Origin of the sequence: Pararhodobacter aggregans (genome assembly GCF_003075525.1) — a bacterium.
GTDB lineage: Bacteria > Pseudomonadota > Alphaproteobacteria > Rhodobacterales > Rhodobacteraceae > Pararhodobacter > Pararhodobacter aggregans.
This window is the reverse complement of sequence record NZ_QDDR01000009.1, coordinates 173,896-193,958: the sequence shown is the minus strand read 5'-3', so window position 1 is coordinate 193,958 and position 20,063 is coordinate 173,896. Positions and strand designations below refer to the sequence as shown.

Genomic DNA, 20,063 nt, shown 5'->3' with positions numbered 1-20,063 from the left:
AGGCCATCATCGGCGCAGATTAACATTAACAAGAAATGTCGCACCGGAGCCAATCATGAAGTTCCCCTTCCTATCGCGCTGGATGACGGAAGATACCGGCGCCGTCACGGTGGATTGGACGGTCCTTGCCGCGGCGGTGGTCGGGCTGGGCCTTGCCAGCGCCGCGGCGATCCGTTCGGGCAGCAACGCGCTGGGGGCGGAGATCAACGCCTCGCTGGTCGGTGCCTCGGTGGTGATGCTGGGCGGGGGCGGCGCGACCGAGCGCCAGCGTCTGGAGGCCACGGACGAGATCTGGGCGGCCTGGATGGAAGAGCTGGCGGGCTATGACGAAGACCAGCTGCAGGAGATCTATGCCAACTGGTCGGCCATGGCGACGCAGCAGCTGGACCGGGGGGATGCCGCCTCGGTGGCGATGACCCTCGATGCCGTATCGGCCATCGCGACCGAGATCGAATCGCGCGGCAACACGATCCCGACCGGCACGCCCAGCAGTGCCGAACTCGACGCGCGCTATGCCACGCTGATCTGACGCTTCCGGGCAGGTGGGGCCTGGTTCGGGTGGGAAAGGAAGAAGGGGCCGCGGGTTACGCGGCCCCTTCGTCATTCCGGGCGGGCTCAGAGAGCGATGCGGTAGAGGGCGAAGCCGTTCTCGCCCGGGCCCGCGGCCTCCATCAGCACGCCGCGCGCGCGGACCTCGCCCAGGTATTGCTCGGCCGCCGGTCCCGTCTCGAACAGGACCGTGGTGCCCGGCGCGGGCGCGAAGCCCCAGTTGCCGTCCGCGGCGGGCGAGATCGTGCCGTTCTGCACGATGTAGCGCACGATGATGTCGCGGTTGGTATCGGGGGCGCGGAAGATGATGGTCGAGCCATCGGCGCCCGGGAAATGCCCGCCGCCACCGGCGCGGTAATTGTTGGTGGCAACGATGAATTCCGCGGCCTCGTCGATCGGCGCGCCGTTGAACTGCAGATCGACGATGCGGTGGGCATCGGGGGCGACCACATTGCCGTCGTTGTCATAGCGCGACGGCTGGGTCAGGTCGATCTGATAGGTCACGCCGTCGATCACGTCGAAATTGTAGGACGGGAAATCGGGGTTCAGCAGCACCTGATCGGTCTGACCGGCGGTGATCTGGTTGAACATCCCGGCCGAGCGTTCCAGCCATTCGCGGACCTGCGCGCCGGTGATCCGCACCGCCATCAGCGTGTTGGGATAGAGGTAGAGGTCGGCCACGTTCTTGATCGCCACCGGACCGGCGGGAACATCGGTGTAATATTCCGCACCGCCCCGGCCACCGGCCTTGAAGGGCGCCGCGGCCGAGAGGACCGGCAGCCCCTCGTGTTCGGTGCCGCGCAGGATGTCGGTGACGTACCATTTCTGCGCGTCGGACACGATCTGGACCGAGGGGTCATCGGCCACCAGCGCGAAATAGCTGTAAAGCGGGACTTCGGTCTGGCCGACCTCGGCCCGGACATATTCCAGGGTCGAGGCATGGGCCTCGGCGGTGGCATCGACCACCGGCGCGTAATCGCCGACCAGCGCGCTGATCGAGCGGTCCTCGTTGCGCTGCGAGATCGGGCGCACCGAGCTTTCGGCATTGGCCACGGTCCAGCCATCGCCGTCGCGGGCCAGCATCAGGTCGATGATCCCCAGATGCGACCCCCAGAACCCGGCCATGACCGCGGGCTTGCCCATCAGCGTGCCGGCGGTGGCGTCGATCCCCTCGCCCTCGTGGTTCGAACCCGGGAAGACCAGATGCTGGTGGCCGGTGACCACGGCGTCGATGCCGTCCACGCCCGCAAGGTAGAGCGAGGCGTTCTCCATCATCGGCTCATACTCCGACGCCGAGATGCCGGAATGCGACAGCGCGACGATGATGTCGGCGCCTTCCTCCTTCATGCGGGGCACCCAGGCCTCGGCCGCCTCGACGATGCCGCGAACATTGTAGGCGCCTTCCAGATGGGCGCGGTCCCATTGCAGGATCTGCGGCGGCAGGAAGCCGATGATGCCGACCCGGATCGGCATTTCGGTGCCGTCGCCGTCGCGGACCATGCGGTCGAGGATGACATAGGGCGGCAGGTGCAGGCTGTCCTCGGTCGGCGTGGCGCCCAGCGAGGCGCCGAAATTGGCGCTGACGACGGGGAAGTTGGCGCCGGCGTTCACCCGGTCCATGAACTCCACGCCATAGTTGAATTCATGGTTGCCCAAAGTGCCGCAATCATAGCCCAGCGTGTTCATGGCGGCGATGATCGGGTGGATATCGCCCTCGTTCATGCCATGTTCATAGGCCATCCAGTCGCCCATCGGGTTGCCCTGGAAATAATCGCCGTTGTCGACCAGCAGGGTATTCGTCGCCTCGGCCCGGATCTCCTCGATGATCGAGGCGGTGCGCGACAGGCCGAGCGTGTCGTTGGGGCGGTCGCCGTAGTAATCATAGGCCTGCGCGTGGCAATGCAGGTCGGTCGTGGTCAGGATGCGCAGATGCGCCTGGCCGGTCTGGGCGCGGGCAGAGAACGGGTGCAGCAGCACGAAGCCGGTGGCGGCGGTCGAGGACGCGAGGAAGGCGCGGCGCGTCAGGCGGCGGGTCATGGAAGGATCTCCCTGGGTGAGTCGCTCTGGTGGCGAATGGGTCATGGTGAACCCGGGGCGGGAAGGCGGCAAGGAATTTGACCATGGGGTCCAATTGTGACCGGCTGCTTCCCGCCCCGGTGCCGCGCGATTCATCGTCGGCGGAGGTGACAGGCGCATGACAAGGCGCCGACCGGGGCGGATGAGGGGACACGGACAGGGGAGGCATGCATGCCGACATTGATCGCACTGGCCGGTTTGCCGGGGGTGGGAAAGACCAGCATCGCCCGGGCGCTGGCCTTGCGGACCGGCGCGGTCTTCCTGCGCATCGACGCCATCGAGGCGGCGATGCAGCGCAGCCGCCCCGGCGCCGAGATCAGCGGCGAAAGCTATGCCATCGCCTGCGCGCTGGCGGTGACCAATCTGGCGGTGGGCAGCGACGTGATCTGCGATTGCGTCAACCCCTGGGCGCTGACCCGGGCGTTGTTCCGCGCCGCCGCCGACGAGGCGGGCGCGCGGTTCCTGGGGGTCGAGGTGCTCTGCGCCGACCGGGCCCTGCACCGCCAGCGGCTGGAGGCGCGCCACGACGACCTGCCGGGCTTCGTGGCGGCCGATTGGGCGGCGGTCGAGGCGCGGGATTACCACCCCTGGCCGGAGGCGGAGCTCAGGCTCGACACCGCCGCCCTCTCGGCCGAGCAGGCGGCGGTGCGGATCGCCGCCCGGCTCGCGCCCGGCCTCAGCGGCTGAGGCGGGCGATGAGCGCGCGGGCCTCGGGCGGGGGCCGGCGTTCGACCCGCTGGTAATCGCGCCCGTCGTCGCCGCGTCTGAGCAGGTCCAGCCCCACCATGTCCCGCCGGATCAGGGCACGGTCGCCGAAGGCATGGAGCGCATCGAGCAACCGGTTGATCTGCGGCTCGTCAAGGCGCGGCCCCGCAGGCAGCCGCGCCCAGAGCGCCCAGAGGCAGAGGATCTGCAACTGGCGCCGGGCGGGCCACCGGATCAGCACGCCCCCTGCGTCAAAACAGCCCAGAGCCCGCTCGACCTGCCGGAAATCGACGGCTTCGGGGGCGGGCAGGGGGCTGTCCAGCCGGGCGCGGGCGGCCTCGGCGGCGCGCAGGTGCTGGTGATTGCGGAAGCCCGCGGCACGGGCCAGCATGTTCAGGAGTTCCAGATGCGAGGGCGGGGCCTCGCGCCCGGTCAGCTGCTTGGACAGCGAGCGGGCGAAGCCGGAGACATCCGGCGTGGTCAGGGGGATCAGGTCGCGCGACATGGATTCCTCGGGGCTGCGCCGCGGGCGGGGTCGGGGTCGCTGACTTACGACATGCGGCGCCGAGGGGCCTGTCGTGGAAGGGTGTGAGGCAGGTTTAGCTTCCCGTGCGGGACAGCGACGCCTTGGGAACTGCCGACCGGGTCCGAGGATAGACCGGCCCTTCAGGCGCGGCAAGCGGTAGGATGGGCAATATTGCCCATCCTACGGGGAGATCCTGTGGCGACGCCCGGGCCGTCAATGGGCGAGGAACACCGCCCGGCGGGCATTTTCCAGCACGTTGCGCGTGGCGCCGCCCAGGATCGCCTCGCGCAGCCGCGAGTGACCATAGGCGCCCATCACCAGCACCGAGGCGTCGATATCCTCCATGTGCCGCATCAGCACGTCCGAGACCCGCGGCAGGGTCTTGGCCAGCACCGAGACCTCGGCCCGCACCCCGTGGCGCGCCAGCATCTGCGTCAGCATGCCGCCGGGGTCCGAGCGTTCGGGGCTGTGCACCGGCGGATCGACCACCACCACCTGCACCGACTCGGCCGCCTGCAGCAGCGGCAGCGCCCGGCGCACGGCCGAAAGCGCCTCGTTCGACTGGTTCCAGGCGATCATCACCGAGCGGCCGAAATCCTTGACCAGCTTGCCCTGCGGCAGCACCAGCACCGGCGCCTGCCCCTCGAAGAGCGCGGCCTCGATCACCGCCTCCTGCGTGGCGCCGGCGCCCTCGGCATAGGGGCCGGTCTGCACCACCAGATCGCAGAACCGCGCCCTGAGGCCGACCAGCGAGGGCAGGCCGCCGAATTGCGCCACGGCCGAATCGACGCCCCAGCGCAGCACATTCCCGTCCAGAATCCGCCGCGCCTGCCCCTCCAGCGCCTCGGCGTCCTGCTGGGCGCGTTCCAGCGTCTCCTGCAGCATGATCGGCGAGGCGCCCATGTAGAAACCGCCCGCCGGGGTCATGTCGACGCCCATCAGCGTGGCGGTGAGATGCGCATCGTTCTTCGCGGCGATTTCCATCGCCGCGGGCAGCGTGGCGGAAAGCTCGGACTCGCTTGCGACAAAGGTAAGAATTGACTTGTAGGCCATAGAGAGATCTCCTTAGGCGTGTGTGTCTTGGGACATATGCCTGACACAGCGATAGTGAGCCGAGGACGTAGTCATTACCTTGATATGCGTCAATTTACCCCGGGGGCCAGGACTTGACCTGAATCAAGGTTTCGCAGCCCTAGGCGCTGGATAAGGACGGTGGCGAAACAGGCCCCGAGTCCCCCCGGACCCTCGGGGGAAACGCCAACGACAAAACGAAGGGACGCAAACAAATGTGGGATTACGTCAAGCTGATCTTGCTTGCCGCCGTCGCGGTTCTCGCCGCGTACGCCGCAAGTCAGGCGCGTGACCTCGCCTACCTGGTCCACATGATGATTTTCATGGGGGCCGCGGCGATCGCCTTCCTCTGGCAGATTCGCCATATGGGGGAAGCGGTTCACAATCAAAACGAATATTTCGATGGCGTGGTGCGCTACGGCGTGATCGCCACCGCTTTCTGGGGCGTCGTCGGCTTTCTGGTCGGCGTGGTCATTGCCTTTCAGCTGGCCTTTCCGACGCTGAACTTCGAGTTCCTGCAAGGCTATGGCAACTTCGGCCGCCTGCGCCCGCTGCACACCTCGGCGGTGATCTTCGCCTTTGGCGGCAACGCGCTGATCGCCTCGGCCTTCTACGTCGTGCAGCGCACGACGGCGGCGCGGCTCTTTGGCGGCGGCCTCGGCTGGTTCGTCTTCTGGGGCTATCAGGTGTTCATCCTGCTGGCCGCGACGGGCTATGTGCTGGGCTCGACCCAGAGCCAGGAATACGCCGAACCCGAATGGCTGGCCGACCTGTGGCTGACCATCGTCTGGGTCGTCTTCCTGCTGATCTACATGGGCACGCTCATCAAGCGCCGGGAGCCCCATATCTATGTGGCGAACTGGTTCTACCTGTCCTTCATCGTCACCATCGCCATGCTGCACGTCGTCAACAACCTCGCCGTGCCGGTGTCGCTGTTCGGATCGACCTCGATCCCGGTCTGGGCGGGCGTGCAATCGGCCATGGTGCAATGGTGGTACGGCCATAACGCCGTGGGCTTCTTCCTGACCGCTGGCTTCCTGGGCATGATGTATTACTTCATCCCGAAACAGGCCGAACGTCCGGTCTACAGCTACAAGCTGTCGATCATCCACTTCTGGGCGCTGATCTTCCTCTATATCTGGGCTGGTCCGCACCACCTGCACTACACCGCGCTGCCCGACTGGGCGCAGACGCTGGGCATGACCTTCTCGATCATGCTGTGGATGCCCAGCTGGGGCGGGATGATCAACGGTCTGATGACGCTCTCGGGCGCCTGGGACAAGCTGCGCACCGACCCGGTGATCCGGATGATGGTCGTCGCCGTGGGCTTTTACGGCATGGCCACCTTCGAGGGGCCGATGATGTCGATCCGCGCCGTCAACTCGCTCTCGCACTACACGGACTGGACCATCGGTCACGTCCATTCGGGCGCGCTGGGCTGGAACGGGATGATCACCTTCGGGATGCTCTATTACCTGGTCCCGCGGCTGTGGAAGCGTGAGCGCCTCTATTCGCTGTCGCTGGTCAGCTGGCACTTCTGGCTCGCCACGATCGGCATCGTGCTCTACGCCGCCTCGATGTGGGTGACGGGGATCATGGAGGGTCTGATGTGGCGTCAGGTCGACGCGCAGGGCTTCCTGGTGAACTCGTTCGCCGACACCGTTGCCGCCAAGTTCCCGATGTACGTGGTGCGCGGCGTGGGGGGCCTCATGTTCCTCGTCGGTGCCCTGATCATGTGCTACAACCTGTGGATGACCGTGCGGAAGGTGGGCGAAGCGAAGCCTGCCGCCTCCGCCGCGGTCGCCGCTGAATAAGCGGAGGGTGTGACGATGGGTATTCTCGATCACCACAAGAAAATCGAAACGCATGCCACCCTGCTGCTGGTCCTCAGCTTCCTGGTGGTGACCATTGGCGGCCTCGTGCAGATCGTGCCCCTGTTCTATCTGGAGAACACGATCGAGGAAGTGGAGGGCATGCGCCCCTACTCGCCGCTGGAGCTGACCGGGCGCGAGATCTACATCCGCGAGGGCTGCTACGTCTGCCACAGCCAGATGGTCCGCCCGATGCGCGACGAGATCGAACGCTACGGCCATTACTCGCTGGCGGCGGAGTCGATGTACGACCACCCGTTCCAGTGGGGCTCGAAGCGCACGGGGCCTGACCTCGCGCGGCTGGGCGGCCGCTATTCGGACGAATGGCACGTGGCGCACCTGGTGAACCCGCGTGACGTGGTGCCGGAATCGGTGATGCCGCCCTACGCCTTCCTGCTGGATCGGCCGATCACGCCCGAACACGTGCAGGATCTGATGCGGGCCTACCGTCTGGTCGGCGTGCCCTATACCGACGAGATGATCGAAACCGCGCCGGAAGATTTCCGCGCCCAGGTCGATCCTTTCGGCGATAGCGGGGCGCTGCTGGAGCGGTATCACTCGGCCCAGGTCCGCAACTTCGACGGCCAGGAACAGCTGACCGAAATGGACGCGCTGATCGCCTATATGCAGATGATCGGCACGCTCGTGGACTTCAGCACCTTCACCGCCGAAACCAGCCGCTGAGGGAGGGGAAAACATGGAAACCTATTCCCTTCTCCGCAGCTTCGCGGACAGCTGGTATCTGTTGTTCATGACGCTCTTCTTCGTCGGCATCATCGCCTGGGCCTGGCGCCCGGGCAGCCGCGGGGTGCAGCAGGACGCTGCCACCAGCATCTTCCGCAACGACGACAGACCGGCAGCGGGCGGGGCCTATGATGACGCCCCCCGCAGCCAGAGCCAGGGGGCACGCTGATGGCCACGCCGAACAAGAAGAACCATGATCGCCCGACCACCGGGCATTCCTGGGACGGGATCGAGGAATTCGACAACCCGATGCCGCGCTGGTGGCTGTGGACCTTCTACGCCACGATCATCTGGGCGGTGGTCTACTGGATCCTGTTCCCGGCCTGGCCGCTGGTCCGGGGCGCCACCGCGGGCGTGCTGGGCTATTCCTCGCGCGCCGATGTCGCGGCCGAGATCGCCGCGGCCGACCAGGCCAACCAGGTCTGGTACGACCAGCTGATGGCCACCGATCTGAACGCGATCACCGCCAACCCCGAGCTGGAGCGCTTCGCGGTCAACGCCGGGGCCGCGGTGTTCCGCGCCCAGTGTTCGCAATGCCACGGCGCCGGTGCCAACGGCCTGCGTCCGGGGTCGGGCTTCCCGAATCTGCTGGACGACGAATGGATGTGGGGCGGCACCATGGAGGACATCGTGCAGACGGTGACCTACGGGATCCGCAACACCGATTTCCCCGATGCCCGCTATTCGGAAATGCCCTCGTTCGGGCGTGACGGGTTGCTGACCCCGGAAGAGATCGACCAGGTCGTGAACCATGTCCTCGCCATCTCGGGGCAGGCGCATGACAACGCGCTGGCCGCGGCGGGCGAGCAGGTGTTCCTCGACAATTGCGCCTCGTGCCACATGGATGACGGCTCGGGCGATGCCTTCGTCGGCGCGCCTGCGCTGAACAATGCGATCTGGCTCTATGGCGGCAGCGCCGACGAGATCCGCGCCTCGGTCAACAATGCCCGTTTCGGCATCATGCCGGGCTTCACCGGCCGTCTGCCCGATGCGCAGATCCGCGCCGTCGCCGCCTATGTCCACCAATTGGGCGGTGGGCAGTAACATCTTGATAACCCGGGCCCTTCGTGGGCCCGGTGGCTGCACCGGACCGGTCCTGTTCGCGCGTTTCCCGGGGCCGGTGCAGCCTTTTCCATGGTCAAGGCGCGCCCGGCTGTCCCTCCGGTGCGCGCCTTTGCCACATTTAACCCGTCTCAGGAATTCGGGTTTTTGATGCAGGTCAAGGTTACCTCAGCGACGCCGTGCGATTGACCATCGCAAGCAAGCAAAGGAAGCGATTCCGTGAGTTCCTCAGAAAACTACGAACCGCAGCTCTACGCCAAGCGTGAGCCGGTGTTCCCCCGCCGCGTGAAAGGGAGCTTCCGCACCCTGAAATGGTGGCTGATGGCGCTGATGCTGGGTATCTACTACATCACCCCCTGGATCCGCTGGGATCGCGGGCCGGACCTGTCCGATCAGGCGGTGCTGGTCGATCTGGCGAACCGCCGCTTCTTCTTCTTCATGGTCGAGATCTGGCCGCACGAATTCTACTTCGTCGCGGGCCTTCTCATCATGGCCGGGATCGGGCTGTTCCTGTTCACCTCGGCTTTGGGCCGGGTCTGGTGCGGCTATGCCTGCCCGCAGACGGTCTGGACCGACCTCTATATCCTGGTGGAACGCTGGGTCGAGGGCGACCGCAACGCCCGCCTGCGGCTCTACCGCCAGCCCTGGGGGGCCGAGAAGATCCGCAAATACGGCACCAAATGGCTGCTGTGGCTGCTGATCGGTCTCGCCACCGGCGGCGCCTGGGTGTTCTATTTCACCGATGCGCCGACGCTGTTGCGCGACCTCGTGACCTTCAACGCGCATCCCGTGGCCTATGGCACCATCGCCTTCCTGACCGCGACCACCTTCCTGTTCGGCGGCTTCTTCCGCGAGCAGGTCTGCATCTACGGCTGTCCCTGGCCGCGGATCCAGGCGGCGATGATGGACGAGGACACGATCACCATCAGCTACCGCGAATGGCGGGGCGAGCCGCGCGGCAAGCAGCGCAAGGGCGAGGCCGAGGACGCGCACGGCGATTGCATCGACTGCATGGCCTGCGTCAACGTCTGCCCGATGGGCATCGACATCCGCGACGGCCAGCAACTGGCCTGCATCACCTGCGGGTTGTGCATCGACGCCTGCAACGACGTGATGGACAGGATCGGCAAGCCGCGCGAGCTGATCGGCTACATGGCGCTGACCGACGAGACCCGCGAACGCGCCGGGAACCCGCCGAAATCCATCTGGAAACACGTCTTCCGCCCGCGGACCATCGTTTACACGACGCTCTGGGCCGGGATCGGTCTGGGCCTTCTGGTGGCGCTGTTCCTGCGCACCGATATCGACATGTCGATCTCGCCGATCCGCAACCCGACCTTTGTCACGCTGTCCAACGGCTCGATCCGCAACGCCTATGACATCCGGTTGCGGAACATGAACGAGAACGCGCGGCAGTTCTACGTGACGGTTGCCGACAACCCTTCGATCACCTTGACGATGGAGGGGGTGCAGGGCCAACTGGTCACCGTGGGCCCGGACGAGCAGCTGATCCAGCGCGTCTATCTCACGGCCTCGGCCGGAACGCCTGCGGCGGCGGCCGCGACGACCCCGGTGCGCCTGTGGGTCTCGGTCAGTGGCGAGACCGACCGCATCTATGGCGAAACCGTCTTCAACGGGAGTGGACAGCGATGAGCGAAACCCAGGGACGCCCCCTTACCGGCCGCATGGTCCTGGCGATCACGGTGTCGGCCTTCAGCGTCATCATCGCCGTCAATCTGGTGATGGCCTGGTTCGCGATCGACACGTTCCCGGGGCTGGAGGTGCGCAATTCCTATGTCGCGAGCCAGGGCTTCAACGACCGGCTGCGTGAACAGCGGGCGCTGGGCTGGACGACCGAGGCGGACATGACCGGCGGGCGGCTGACGGTGCGGATCCTCGACGCCGACGGGCGCCCGGCCCCGGTCGCCGATATCTCGGCGATCCTCGGCCGGCCGACCACCGAGCGCGAGGATACCGTGCCCGAGTTCCGCTTCGAGGGCGGGGCCTTCGTCGCCGATGTCGATGCCGATTACGGCAATTGGGACCTGAGGATCGACGCGCATGCCGCCGACGGGTCCGAATTCGCCTATCGCGTCGGCCTGATCCATCACCGCTGAGACCGCCGCCATGACCGACACCCTGACCAACGCCCCGCCCGAGCCCGAATACCCGTCGCTCGCGGCCTGCCCGGCCTGCATCGCCACGCCCGCGGCGGTGGATCGTGCCCGGGCGGCGGCGGCGGAAAAGGCGGCGCGGATCATGCTGTCGGTGCCGGACGCCCATTGCGCGCTCTGCATCCAGACGGTGGAGAGCGATCTTGAGAAGATGCCGGGCGTGAAAAGCGCCCGGCTGAACCTGACCCTGCGCCGCGTCTCGGTCGAGGCCGAGCCGGGCGTCAGCGCCGAGACCATCGCCCGGCGGCTGGAGAAGATCGGCTATCCGGCCTACGAACTCGACCCCGGGCAGCTGTCGATGACCGAGACCGACAAGCAGGGCCGCGATCTGCTGATGCGGCTGGGCGTCGCCGGGTTCAGCATGATGAACATCATGCTGCTGTCGGTCGCGGTCTGGTCGGGCGCCACCGATGCCACGCGCGACCTGTTCCACATGATTTCGGCGATGATCGCCGTGCCGACCGTCGCCTTCTCGGGCCAGCCCTTCTTCCGCAAGGCCTGGGCCGGGGTGCGCAACGGGCGGCTCGACATGGATTTCCCGATCTCGCTGGCCATCGTGCTGGCGACCGGCATGTCGCTTTACGAGACGTTCAACAGCGGCCATCACGCCTATTTCGACGCCGCGGTGATGCTGACCTTCTTCCTGCTGGCCGGGCGCTATCTCGATTTCCGCACCCGGGCCGTGGCGCGCTCTGCCGCGCAGGAGCTGGCAGCGCTGGAAGTGCCCCGGGCCATCCGCCTGACCGGCGAGGCCGAGGAACAGGTGCCCGTGGCCGATCTGCGCCCGGGCGAGCTGGTGCTGGTGCGGCCGGGCGGCCGGATCCCGGTTGACGGGATCGTGGTCTCGGGCCAGTCGGAACTGGACCGCTCGCTGCTGACGGGTGAGACGTTGCCGGTCTTTGCCGGGCCCGATCTGGTGGTGACGGCGGGGGCGGTGAACCTGACCGGGCCGCTGACCCTCCGCGTCACGGCGGCGGGCAAGGACAGCTCGCTGCACCGGATGGCCGATCTGGTCGCCGTGGCCGAGAATGCGCGCAACAAATACACCACGCTCGCCGAAAAGGCGGCGCGGATGTATTCGCCCTCGGTCCACCTGCTGTCCTTCGCCGCCTTCGCGGTCTGGATGTGGCTCACCGGCGGCGATGTGCGGTTCGCGCTGAACATTTCGGCCGCGACGCTCATCATCACCTGCCCCTGCGCCCTGGGTCTGGCGGTTCCGGCCGTGGTCACCGCGGCATCGGGGCGGCTGTTCCGGGCGGGGCTTCTCATCAAGGACGGCTCGGCGCTGGAGCGTCTGGCCGAGGTCGATACGGTCGTTTTCGACAAGACCGGCACGCTGACCCGCGGCACGCCCGAGCCGGTGACGCTGGACGGCCTCTCGCCCGAGGCACTGGCCATCGCCGCGGCGCTGGGCGGGGCCTCGTCGCACCCGCTGGCGCAATCGCTGGCGCAGGCGGCCCGCGCGGCGGGTGCGATCCCGGCGGTGCTGACCGAGGTGGCCGAGGTCCCGGGCTACGGCGTGCAGGCGCTCTGGCAGGGGCAAAGGGTCCGGCTGGGCCGCGCGCATTGGGTCGGCGCCGAGGCGCTGGACGTGACCGCCGCCTATCTGGGGATCGAGGGGCAGGCGCCGCATTCCGTGGCCTTCGCCGACCGGCTGCGCGACGGCGCCGAGGAAGCCGTCGCCGCCTTCAAGGCGCAGGGCAAGCGGGTGATCCTGATTTCCGGCGACGTGCCGGGCGCGGTCGGTGACCTGGCCGCGCGGCTGGGCATCGAAGATTGGCGGGCCGAGGCGCTGCCCGAGGACAAATCGGCGGCCATCAACGCGCTGCAGGCGCAGGGACACAGGGTGCTGATGGTCGGCGACGGGCTGAACGACACCGTGGCGCTGAGTGCCGCGCATGTCTCGATCTCGCCCGCCTCGGCCCTCGATGCGGCGCGGGTGGCCTCCGATATCGTGCTGCTCGGCGCCTCGCTGGCGCCGCTGCCCGAGGCGCAGCGCGTCTCGGTCCGGGCGGTGAAGCGGATCCGCGAGAATTTCGCCATCTCGTTCGGCTACAACATCATCGCCGTGCCGATCGCGCTGGTGGGTCTGGCCTCGCCGCTGATCGCAGCACTGGCCATGTCGGTCTCCTCGATCACTGTGGCGCTGAACGCGCTTCGGCTGAAATAATCCTTAATACCGGGGGTCCCGATGGACATTCTTGCCGTGTTGATACCGGTGTCGCTGTTTCTGGGGCTGGCGGGGCTGGTGGGCTTCTGGTGGACGCTGAAACGCGGCCAGTACGACGACCCCGAGGGCGACAGCCAGCGCATCCTGCGCGGCGATTATGACGACCATCCGAAGCCTTAAGGCGGCCGCGCGGCCTTGACCTTTGGCGGTGGCGAGCCCTTATTACCCCCGACAGACCGCCAATCAATGAGGTAACCCGATGGCCTTCACCCTTCCCGATCTTCCCTATGCCCATGACGCTCTTGCCGATCTGGGCATGTCGAAGGAAACGCTGGAATACCACCACGACCTGCACCACAAGGCCTATGTCGACAACGGCAACAAGCTGATCGCCGGGACCGAATGGGAAGGCAAGTCGCTGGAAGAGATCATCAAGGGCACCTACCAGAAGGGCGCCGTGGCCCAGAACGGCATCTTCAACAACGCCTCGCAGCACTGGAACCACAACCAGTTCTGGGAAATGATGGGCCCCTCGGGCAAGAAAATGCCGTCGGAACTGGAAGCCGCGATCAAGGACAGCTTCGGCTCGGTCGACAAGTTCAAGGAAGATTTCGCCGCCGCGGGCGCCGGGCAGTTCGGCTCGGGCTGGTGCTGGCTGGTGAAGGACACCGACGGCGGCCTGAAGGTGACCAAGACCGAGAACGGCGTGAACCCGCTCTGCTTCGGCCAGACCGCGCTGCTGGGCTGCGACGTGTGGGAACATTCGTACTACATCGACTTCCGCAACAAGCGCCCGGCCTATCTGTCGAACTTCCTCGACAAGCTGGTGAACTGGGACAACGTGGCCTCGCGCCTCTGAGCCCTGTCTGACGCGGCCCCTTCCGGGGCCTGACGCACCCCGCGCCCGACCCGGCGCGGGGTGTTTTTCGTTGCGCGGGGCACCGCCGGGACGAAGGGGCGGGGCGGAACCCTGGCCGCCGCGGGACGTTTCCTTTCCAGCAAGAGAAAGGAGGCCACGATGGCTGAACGAGTGCGCTCGCGCGACGGATCGCGCGACACCGACGCCATTCTCGAGGGCGATGCCGGGACCGGGCCGACCGGCCAGCAAGGCAGCGCCGGCGGCAATCTGCAACGCAAGGTCGGCACGCGCGACGAGAAGAAGCGCGTCGACGAGACCTCGGACGGGATCACCCGCGCCTTGGCCGGAGATCGCAACGAGAGCGGCGACAAGGAGAAGATGTGATGGGCGGATTGACCAAAGGGACCTGGGTGCTGGTCGCGGACGGGCAGAAGGCCCTGTTCCTGCGCAATGACATGGATGCGCAGGACCCGCATCTGGTGGTGATCCGGATCGAGGAGCAGGACAACCCCGCCGACCGCGGCCAGGCCACCGACCGGCCGGGGCGGATGTATGACGGCGGGCCGGGGCAGCGCTCGGCGCTGGCCGAGACGGATTTCCACCAGCTGGCCAAGGAGCGGTTCGCCGACGATCTGGCCGAGATCCTCTACAAGCAGGCGCATCGCGGCGCGTTCGACAGGCTGGTGATCGTGGCGCCGCCCCCGGTTCTGGGCGATCTGCGCGGCAAGCTGCACAAGGAGGTGGCGAGCCGGGTGGTGGCGGAACTGGACAAGACGCTGACCAACCATCCGCTCGACAAGATCGAGGCGATGCTCAAGGACGAGCTGGAAAAGGCGTAAGGACGGTCCCGTTGAGGGGGCACGCGGCGGCGGGGGCATCGAGCCCCCGCCGCCGCGGCGCGCAGTTCCGCGCGCCGTTGCGCCCGGGGGCTGGTGTCAGTCCGGCATCAGGAGGTCGGCCCAGAGGATGGCGTGGGTCGCCTCGGGTCCGGGCCAGACGAGGCCCGATTGCAGCACGGTCAGGCGGCGGTCAGGCAGCAGGTAATCGACCCGCAACGCGCCGGGCCCGTCCGGCCAATGGGCGGTCGCGGTCGGGGGCGTGTCGGTGCCGGGCGGCGTTGCTTGCGGGGCGAGGTCCTGCAGCAGCGGGTGGGCCAGCAGGGCGGCGATTTCGGCGCGGTTGCCTGCGCCTGCACCGGGGTCGAGGTTTGCATCACCGATCAGCACGAAGGGCGTCTCTGGCGGTGCGGTGTCGAGGCGCCAGCGCCAGAAGGCGGTTTCGGCGGCGTTCCTCAGGGCGTTGCGGTCATGCGGGCCGCCGAAAAGAGGCGGTCCCGCGTGCCAGGCCAGCAGGGTCAGCGGGCCTTGCGGGGTGTTGAGCCTGACCTGCCAATGGCCGGTGCTGGAGAGGCGTTGCCGCGCGAGGATCCCGGGTGAGGGAAAGAGTTGGCCGTCACGCATCGGCAGCTGCGTGCCGGGCAGATCCTGCCAGAGGAAGTCAGTGAAATCATGGTCTTCGCGGATCGGCCAGCGCGAGAGCAGGGCCATGCCCCCCGCCCCGGCGAAGCGGCCCCAGCCCTGGGCATCATCCGCCTCGCCCCGCCGCCCGTTGCCGTCGAGGTCAAGCCCGGTGGCGAGGCCGCTGTTGGGACGGGGGGCATAGGTATGGGGCAGGGCGAGCCCGGCCTCGGCCAGGAGCGCGGCGAAGGCGGAGAGCGCGAGGGCGTCGCGGTCATGGTCGATGTCAAGGAGCAGCACGGCATCCGGGGCGAGCCCGAGCAGCGCATCGCGGGCGGCCAGCACATCCGCCGCGCCGCGGCGGATGTCGCGCAGGAGGAGGCCGGGGCCGTCACGGCCGAGCCCGGTGTGCCAGAGCGCCAGCCGCAGGGGCTCGGCGGCGCAGGGCAGGGCGGTGGCAAGGAGGAGCAGGCAGAGGAGGAGGCCGGGGCGCCGGATGGGGCGCGCGGAAAGGCGCCTTGGTGGAACCGGGCGGTGCGCTCGGGCTGAGAGGAAGGGGGCGGTGGCGAGCCGGAGCAGGCAGAGGAGGAGGCTGGTGGGCTGAGCGGGCCGGGAAGACGGGTGCGTTCCCGCTGGACCCGGGCGGAACGCTCGGGCTGGAGAGAGCGGGTCGGTGGCGGGGCGTGGCAGGCGGGGCAAGGGGCCCGTGAGCCGGGGCTTGAGCCGGGGAGGGCGCGAGGTGGGGCGGCTCGGCGGTTGGTTTGCCTGAGGTGGGCTTGGCTGAGGCGCACGGGCCCGGGCGAGCGGGGCGGTGAGGACGGCCAGCAGGTGGCGCAAGGGCCCGGCGGGGACGGCAGGCCGTGGGCTGGAGCCGCCGTCAGGCGAGCGAAGGGGTGGCGAGGCGGCGTGCGCTGTTGAAAGGCAGGCGCGCGCTGGTTGCCGGGCCGGGGCACAAGGTTGCGAATGCGCCAGGCGGGACCATGCGGCCCGTGCGCCCTCGGCAAAGCCCCGCAGCAGGCGGCTGCGGAACGCGCTCAGGCCGTGGCGAAGGCGTTGCCCTCGGAATCGGCGAAGCGGCGGCGGCTGGCACGGATCATCCGCGCCACGCGGGCCATGGCCACCCCGCGCATCACCAGACTGGCCGGGACATAGGCCCACAGCACGATCCCCCAGACGAAGCCCATCGGCGACAGCAGCGTCAGCGGCTTCACCAGAACCTCGGACACGATCACCGCGCCCGGCAGCAAGAATGGCAGGATAAGCCCTAACGCAATGTTAATGCGGGCATGGCGTTGCAGGCGCAGGACCACGTCATTGCCGGCCGTGGGGTCGAAGGTCGGCAGGTTGATCCAGACGTTGAACGGGCCGTTGCCCATTGGCCAGGCGTTGAGGCGGATGGCGGTGACGAAGCCCGCGACGGTGGTCGCCGCCAGCACCAGCGCCAGCGCGGCGCCGTCGCGGACCAGGGCCAGATGCTCGGCCGGGACGCTGGCGGGCAGGGCGTTGACCAGCAGCCGCACCGGGCTGAGGCCGAAATCGAGGATCTGGCCGCAGAGTGCCCCGGCCGCGGTGGCAAAGCCGCCGAGGATCCCGGGTTCGACCAGGTTGCGCTGCATCAGCGCCAGCAGCACGGTCATCAAGGCGATCAGCGCGAAGCGGGTGCGGTTGAAGGGCGCGGCGAAGCGGAATTCGATCAGGCCGGGATATTCCGAGGCGTATTCGGCAAAGACGATGCCGCCGGCGAAGACGGCCAGCAGGATCATGCTTTGAGCGGTGTCAGGCGCGGTCGAGGGCACGACCAGCGCCGGGAACAGCGCCAGGACAACGACGAGCAGGGCGCGTGCGGCGGCGCCCGGGACGTGCGACTTCGATTTCGCGTCACCCATGCTCGATCCCCTGGCCGGCCGGTGAAAGCCGGTGGAGTGTTTGCGGCGACCGGCGAATGCCAGTGCCTGCCTCAATTTTGCCACAATTGTGCCCATTTTCCCGCGACCCCGCAAGAGACCTGCCAAGGGTGGCGCATCAAGATGGGGATTCCGAGGCAGAAATGCCGCAGCTTTGCATCAAACTGGAGGCAAAAAAGAGGCGCCCCCTGGGGGACGCCCTAACATTTTGCAATCGCTGGGAAATCAGAGCCAGGGGAATTGCGTTTTCTGCCGGTCTTCATAGGCGTCGATTGACGACACTTTTTCCAAACTCAGGCCGATGTCATCGAGGCCGTTCAGCAGGCAATGCTTCTTGAACGGGTCAATGTCGAAGGCAAAGCTCTTGCCGTCCGAGGCGGTGACAGACTGGTTTTCCAGATCCACCGTGATCCGCGCATTGGCGCCGTTGGCCGCATCGTCCATCAGGTAATTGACGGCCTCGGGCGGCAGCACGACCGGCAGGATGCCGTTCTTGAAGCAGTTGTTGTAGAAGATGTCGGCGAAGCTGGTCGAGATGACGCAGCGGATGCCGAAATCGAGAAGCGCCCAGGGGGCGTGTTCGCGCGAGGAACCGCAGCCGAAATTGTCACCGGCGATGATGATCTCGGCCTGGCGGTACTGCGGCTTGTTCAGGACGAAATCGGCGATTTCGTTGCCCTGGCGGTCGTAGCGCATCTCGTCGAACAGGTTCTTGCCGAGACCCGAGCGCTGGATCGTCTTCAGGAACAGCTTCGGGATGATCATGTCGGTGTCGATATTGACCAGCGGCATGGGGGCCGCGATGCCGGTCAGGGTGTTGAATTTGTCCATTTCAATCTCCGAAAGGGTCAGGACCGGCGGGCGATGAGGCCCAGCGCGATCAGGCCGATACCATCGGCCAGCAGCTGGATGCCCAGCAGCAGGCCCAGAAGCGAGGTGGCGGCGGCGCCGATATCCGTGACGACCAGAAAGCCGATCAGGACCGAGGCCGCGCCGCTGAGGAGCAGGAACCAGAAGAGCGGCGTCTCGCGCAGGCGCCAGGCCATGCCCAGCCGCACCGCCCCGGTGAGGAGGAAGACGATCCCCACCAGCAGCGTGAGCGAGACGACCCCGGCCAGCGGGTTCGCGATCAGCGAGATCCCGGCCAGCAGGCCGAGAAGCCCGACGAATCCGGTCCAGATCCGGTGTGGGACCCCGGCCCCGGTGATGGCGACCCAGCTTTGCAGGACGCCCGCGACGATCAGCACCATGCCCACCAGCGTGGTCACCGCCAGCGAGGCGGCGAAGGGGTTGGCCAGCGCCAGCACCCCGCCGATGACCAGCAGGACGCCGACGATCAGCAGCACCGAGGCCGGGCGCATCACACCGTCTCCGTGGTCAGCTCACGCACATCGGTCAGATGCCCGGTTACCGCCGCCGCCGCCGCCATGGCGGGCGACATCAGATGCGTGCGGCCCTTGTAGCCCTGCCGCCCCTCGAAATTGCGGTTCGAGGTCGAGGCGCAGCGCTCTTCGGGCGCCAGCTGGTCGGGGTTCATGGCCAGGCACATGGAGCAGCCGGCCATGCGCCATTCGGCGCCGGCATCGAGGAAGATCTGGGCCAGGCCCTCTTCCTCGGCCTGGGCCCGGACGAGGCCCGAGCCCGGCACGACCATGCAGCGCACGCCGTCGGCGATCTTGCGGCCCTTGAGCACCGCGGCGGCGGCGCGCAGATCCTCGATCCGGCCGTTGGTGCAGGAGCCGATGAACACCGCGTCGATCTTGATGTCGGTCAGCTTCATGCCCGGGGTCAGGCCCATGTAATCGAGCGAGCGCTGGGCCGCGCCGACCTTGCCGCCGGTGAAATCCCCGGCCGCGGGAACCGTGGCCGAGATCGGCAGCACGTCCTCGGGCGAGGTGCCCCAGGTGACGACCGGCTCGATATCCTCGCCGCGGATGGTGACGACCTTGTCGAAATGCGCGCCCTCATCGGTGTAGAGGGTCTTCCACCAGGCCATCGCGGCCTCCCAGGCGGCGCCTTTGGGCGCGTGGGGGCGGCCTTTGACATAGGCGAAGGTGGTCTCGTCCGGGGCGATCAGACCGGCGCGGGCGCCGCCCTCGATCGCCATGTTGCAGACGGTCATCCGGCCTTCCATGCTGAGGGCCCGGATCGCCTCGCCGCAATACTCGATGACATGGCCGGTGCCGCCGGCGGTGCCGGTCTTGCCGATGACCGCGAGGGTGATGTCCTTGGCGGTGACGCCGGGCTTCAGCCTGCCGGTGATCTCGACCTTCATGTTCTTCGATTTGGTCTGGATCAGCGTCTGGGTGGCCAGCACATGCTCGACCTCCGAGGTGCCGATGCCATGCGCGAGCGCCCCGAAGGCGCCATGCGTCGCGGTGTGGCTGTCGCCGCAGACCACGGTCATGCCCGGCAGGGTCCAGCCCTGTTCCGGGCCGACGATATGGACGATGCCCTGACGGATGTCCGAGACCGGGTAATAGACGATGCCGAAATCCTTGGCGTTCTTGTCGAGCGCGTCGACCTGGATGCGGGATTCCTCGTTCTCGATCCCGTTCACGCGGTCGGCGGTGGTGGGGACGTTGTGGTCCGGCACGGCGATGGTGCGGCCGGGGGCGCGGACCGGGCGGTTGGCCATGCGCAGGCCTTCGAAGGCCTGCGGGCTGGTCACTTCATGGACCAGATGGCGGTCGATGTAGAGCAGGCAGGTGCCGTCGTCGGAACGGTCGACGACATGCGCGTCCCAGATCTTGTCATAGAGGGTTTTCGGAGCGGTCATGGCTCATCTCTCACGGATTTGGCTTGGATAGGCGGGGTGCCCGCGGGCAGGCACCGGCGGCGGACGCAGGGGTCAGCCGCGAAGTCGCGCGAGGACAGACCGGTTTTCCCGGGCGA

At 67.5% G+C, this 20,063-nt stretch carries 22 protein-coding genes; 14 read left to right on the top strand and 8 right to left on the bottom strand.

Translation table 11 applies throughout. The annotated features are described in order from the left end of the window. The first annotated feature begins 55 nt into the window (after positions 1 to 55). A complete protein-coding gene (locus DDE23_RS17170; RefSeq protein WP_107753346.1) occupies positions 56 to 529 on the top strand; it encodes a hypothetical protein in 474 nt (157 codons plus the stop codon). An 86-nt stretch (positions 530 to 615) separates the two neighbouring features. Here DDE23_RS17170 and DDE23_RS17165 read toward each other — a convergent pair whose 3' ends face one another. Next, on the bottom strand, positions 616 to 2,586 hold the full coding sequence (locus DDE23_RS17165; protein WP_107753344.1) for a bifunctional 2',3'-cyclic-nucleotide 2'-phosphodiesterase/3'-nucleotidase: 1,971 nt from the start codon (positions 2,584 to 2,586) through the stop codon (positions 616 to 618). A 210-nt stretch (positions 2,587 to 2,796) separates the two neighbouring features. Here DDE23_RS17165 and DDE23_RS17160 point away from each other — a divergent pair, with 210 nt between their 5' ends. Beyond that, complete coding sequence (locus DDE23_RS17160) at positions 2,797 to 3,312, top strand: P-loop nucleotide/nucleoside kinase family protein (RefSeq protein ID WP_107753342.1); 516 nt, start codon at positions 2,797 to 2,799, stop codon at positions 3,310 to 3,312. On the opposite strand, the gene DDE23_RS17155 is transcribed toward DDE23_RS17160, so the two are convergent. Next, complete coding sequence (locus DDE23_RS17155) at positions 3,302 to 3,835, bottom strand: DUF2087 domain-containing protein (protein ID WP_107753340.1); 534 nt, start codon at positions 3,833 to 3,835, stop codon at positions 3,302 to 3,304. The genes DDE23_RS17160 and DDE23_RS17155 overlap by 11 nt on opposite strands. Before the next feature lie 234 nt (positions 3,836 to 4,069). Beyond that, the gene (locus DDE23_RS17150; protein ID WP_107753338.1) at positions 4,070 to 4,909 is read right to left on the bottom strand and encodes a universal stress protein; all 840 of its coding nucleotides are present in this window, start codon (positions 4,907 to 4,909) and stop codon (positions 4,070 to 4,072) included. Positions 4,910 to 5,142: 233 nt separating this feature from the next. Between DDE23_RS17150 and ccoN the strand changes: the two genes are divergently transcribed. The 11 genes from ccoN to DDE23_RS17095 all read left to right on the top strand — a co-directional run bounded on the left by ccoN (position 5,143) and on the right by DDE23_RS17095 (position 14,646). Further along, a complete protein-coding gene (ccoN, locus tag DDE23_RS17145) occupies positions 5,143 to 6,741 on the top strand; it encodes a cytochrome-c oxidase, cbb3-type subunit I (RefSeq protein WP_107753336.1) in 1,599 nt (532 codons plus the stop codon). A gap of 15 nt (positions 6,742 to 6,756) precedes the next feature. Beyond that, a complete protein-coding gene (ccoO, locus tag DDE23_RS17140) occupies positions 6,757 to 7,482 on the top strand; it encodes a cytochrome-c oxidase, cbb3-type subunit II (RefSeq protein WP_107753334.1) in 726 nt (241 codons plus the stop codon). Positions 7,483 to 7,495: 13 nt separating this feature from the next. After that, a complete protein-coding gene (locus DDE23_RS17135; RefSeq protein ID WP_107753332.1) occupies positions 7,496 to 7,711 on the top strand; it encodes a cbb3-type cytochrome oxidase subunit 3 in 216 nt (71 codons plus the stop codon). Continuing rightward, positions 7,711 to 8,586 carry a cytochrome-c oxidase, cbb3-type subunit III gene (ccoP, locus tag DDE23_RS17130; RefSeq protein ID WP_107753330.1) on the top strand — a complete coding sequence of 292 codons (876 nt, stop codon included), beginning with the start codon at positions 7,711 to 7,713 and terminating at the stop codon, positions 8,584 to 8,586. Before DDE23_RS17135 ends, ccoP begins: the two co-directional genes overlap by 1 nt. A gap of 237 nt (positions 8,587 to 8,823) precedes the next feature. Continuing rightward, positions 8,824 to 10,257: a cytochrome c oxidase accessory protein CcoG gene (ccoG, locus tag DDE23_RS17125; protein ID WP_107753328.1), complete on the top strand. Its 1,434-nt coding sequence runs from the start codon at positions 8,824 to 8,826 to the stop codon at positions 10,255 to 10,257. Then, positions 10,254 to 10,721, top strand: a complete 468-nt coding sequence (locus DDE23_RS17120) for a FixH family protein (protein WP_107753326.1) — start codon at positions 10,254 to 10,256, stop codon at positions 10,719 to 10,721. The genes ccoG and DDE23_RS17120 overlap by 4 nt, the downstream gene beginning before the upstream one ends. A gap of 10 nt (positions 10,722 to 10,731) precedes the next feature. Beyond that, positions 10,732 to 12,948 (top strand): heavy metal translocating P-type ATPase, encoded by a 2,217-nt coding sequence (locus DDE23_RS17115; RefSeq protein ID WP_107753324.1) that lies wholly within the window; start codon positions 10,732 to 10,734, stop codon positions 12,946 to 12,948. 21 nt (positions 12,949 to 12,969) lie between these two features. Beyond that, positions 12,970 to 13,128 carry a cbb3-type cytochrome oxidase assembly protein CcoS gene (gene ccoS / locus DDE23_RS17110; protein WP_107753322.1) on the top strand — a complete coding sequence of 53 codons (159 nt, stop codon included), beginning with the start codon at positions 12,970 to 12,972 and terminating at the stop codon, positions 13,126 to 13,128. 79 nt (positions 13,129 to 13,207) lie between these two features. After that, a complete protein-coding gene (locus DDE23_RS17105) occupies positions 13,208 to 13,807 on the top strand; it encodes a superoxide dismutase (protein ID WP_107753320.1) in 600 nt (199 codons plus the stop codon). A gap of 159 nt (positions 13,808 to 13,966) precedes the next feature. Continuing rightward, the gene (locus DDE23_RS17100) at positions 13,967 to 14,191 is read left to right on the top strand and encodes a hypothetical protein (RefSeq protein WP_107753318.1); all 225 of its coding nucleotides are present in this window, start codon (positions 13,967 to 13,969) and stop codon (positions 14,189 to 14,191) included. Further along, positions 14,191 to 14,646: a host attachment family protein gene (locus tag DDE23_RS17095; protein WP_107753316.1), complete on the top strand. Its 456-nt coding sequence runs from the start codon at positions 14,191 to 14,193 to the stop codon at positions 14,644 to 14,646. The genes DDE23_RS17100 and DDE23_RS17095 overlap by 1 nt, the downstream gene beginning before the upstream one ends. A gap of 96 nt (positions 14,647 to 14,742) precedes the next feature. Here the strand turns inward: DDE23_RS17095 and DDE23_RS17090 are convergent, their stop codons facing one another. Beyond that, positions 14,743 to 15,564, bottom strand: coding sequence for an endonuclease/exonuclease/phosphatase family protein (locus DDE23_RS17090; RefSeq protein WP_238150034.1), 822 nt, complete (start codon positions 15,562 to 15,564; stop codon positions 14,743 to 14,745). Between DDE23_RS17090 and DDE23_RS25590 the strand changes: the two genes are divergently transcribed. Beyond that, positions 15,541 to 15,813: a hypothetical protein gene (locus DDE23_RS25590; RefSeq protein WP_238150033.1), complete on the top strand. Its 273-nt coding sequence runs from the start codon at positions 15,541 to 15,543 to the stop codon at positions 15,811 to 15,813. The two genes, DDE23_RS17090 and DDE23_RS25590, sit on opposite strands and share 24 nt — an antisense overlap. A gap of 485 nt (positions 15,814 to 16,298) precedes the next feature. On the opposite strand, the gene DDE23_RS17085 is transcribed toward DDE23_RS25590, so the two are convergent. From DDE23_RS17085 to leuC, 4 genes are all read right to left on the bottom strand, one after another. Next, the gene (locus tag DDE23_RS17085) at positions 16,299 to 17,150 is read right to left on the bottom strand and encodes a hypothetical protein (RefSeq protein ID WP_107753314.1); all 852 of its coding nucleotides are present in this window, start codon (positions 17,148 to 17,150) and stop codon (positions 16,299 to 16,301) included. Positions 17,151 to 17,393: 243 nt separating this feature from the next. Then, complete coding sequence (gene leuD / locus DDE23_RS17080) at positions 17,394 to 17,999, bottom strand: 3-isopropylmalate dehydratase small subunit (RefSeq protein ID WP_107753312.1); 606 nt, start codon at positions 17,997 to 17,999, stop codon at positions 17,394 to 17,396. 17 nt (positions 18,000 to 18,016) lie between these two features. Continuing rightward, positions 18,017 to 18,529 (bottom strand): HdeD family acid-resistance protein, encoded by a 513-nt coding sequence (locus DDE23_RS17075; protein ID WP_107753310.1) that lies wholly within the window; start codon positions 18,527 to 18,529, stop codon positions 18,017 to 18,019. Further along, entirely contained in the window at positions 18,529 to 19,947 is a 1,419-nt protein-coding gene (leuC, locus tag DDE23_RS17070; RefSeq protein ID WP_107753308.1) for a 3-isopropylmalate dehydratase large subunit, read from the bottom strand. The genes DDE23_RS17075 and leuC overlap by 1 nt, the downstream gene beginning before the upstream one ends. Positions 19,948 to 20,063: the final 116 nt, after the last annotated feature.

Excerpts from the sequence above, each read along its gene's own strand:
- DDE23_RS17095 (WP_107753316.1), top strand. The coding sequence starts at position 14,191 with ATGGGCGGATTGACCAAAGGGACCTGGGTGCTGGTCGCGGACGGGCAG.
- DDE23_RS17160 (WP_107753342.1), top strand. The coding sequence starts at position 2,797 with ATGCCGACATTGATCGCACTGGCCGGTTTGCCGGGGGTGGGAAAGACC.
- DDE23_RS17085 (WP_107753314.1), bottom strand. The coding sequence starts at position 17,150 with ATGGGTGACGCGAAATCGAAGTCGCACGTCCCGGGCGCCGCCGCACGC.
- leuD (WP_107753312.1), bottom strand. The coding sequence starts at position 17,999 with ATGGACAAATTCAACACCCTGACCGGCATCGCGGCCCCCATGCCGCTG.
- ccoN (WP_107753336.1), top strand. The coding sequence starts at position 5,143 with ATGTGGGATTACGTCAAGCTGATCTTGCTTGCCGCCGTCGCGGTTCTC.
- DDE23_RS17100 (WP_107753318.1), top strand. The coding sequence starts at position 13,967 with ATGGCTGAACGAGTGCGCTCGCGCGACGGATCGCGCGACACCGACGCC.
- ccoP (WP_107753330.1), top strand. The coding sequence starts at position 7,711 with ATGGCCACGCCGAACAAGAAGAACCATGATCGCCCGACCACCGGGCAT.
- DDE23_RS17170 (WP_107753346.1), top strand. The coding sequence starts at position 56 with ATGAAGTTCCCCTTCCTATCGCGCTGGATGACGGAAGATACCGGCGCC.
- DDE23_RS17115 (WP_107753324.1), top strand. The coding sequence starts at position 10,732 with ATGACCGACACCCTGACCAACGCCCCGCCCGAGCCCGAATACCCGTCG.
- DDE23_RS17105 (WP_107753320.1), top strand. The coding sequence starts at position 13,208 with ATGGCCTTCACCCTTCCCGATCTTCCCTATGCCCATGACGCTCTTGCC.
- DDE23_RS17135 (WP_107753332.1), top strand. The coding sequence starts at position 7,496 with ATGGAAACCTATTCCCTTCTCCGCAGCTTCGCGGACAGCTGGTATCTG.
- leuC (WP_107753308.1), bottom strand. The coding sequence starts at position 19,947 with ATGACCGCTCCGAAAACCCTCTATGACAAGATCTGGGACGCGCATGTC.
- DDE23_RS17075 (WP_107753310.1), bottom strand. The coding sequence starts at position 18,529 with ATGCGCCCGGCCTCGGTGCTGCTGATCGTCGGCGTCCTGCTGGTCATC.
- DDE23_RS25590 (WP_238150033.1), top strand. The coding sequence starts at position 15,541 with ATGGTCGATGTCAAGGAGCAGCACGGCATCCGGGGCGAGCCCGAGCAG.
- DDE23_RS17150 (WP_107753338.1), bottom strand. The coding sequence starts at position 4,909 with ATGGCCTACAAGTCAATTCTTACCTTTGTCGCAAGCGAGTCCGAGCTT.
- ccoS (WP_107753322.1), top strand. The coding sequence starts at position 12,970 with ATGGACATTCTTGCCGTGTTGATACCGGTGTCGCTGTTTCTGGGGCTG.
- DDE23_RS17155 (WP_107753340.1), bottom strand. The coding sequence starts at position 3,835 with ATGTCGCGCGACCTGATCCCCCTGACCACGCCGGATGTCTCCGGCTTC.
- DDE23_RS17165 (WP_107753344.1), bottom strand. The coding sequence starts at position 2,586 with ATGACCCGCCGCCTGACGCGCCGCGCCTTCCTCGCGTCCTCGACCGCC.
- ccoO (WP_107753334.1), top strand. The coding sequence starts at position 6,757 with ATGGGTATTCTCGATCACCACAAGAAAATCGAAACGCATGCCACCCTG.
- DDE23_RS17120 (WP_107753326.1), top strand. The coding sequence starts at position 10,254 with ATGAGCGAAACCCAGGGACGCCCCCTTACCGGCCGCATGGTCCTGGCG.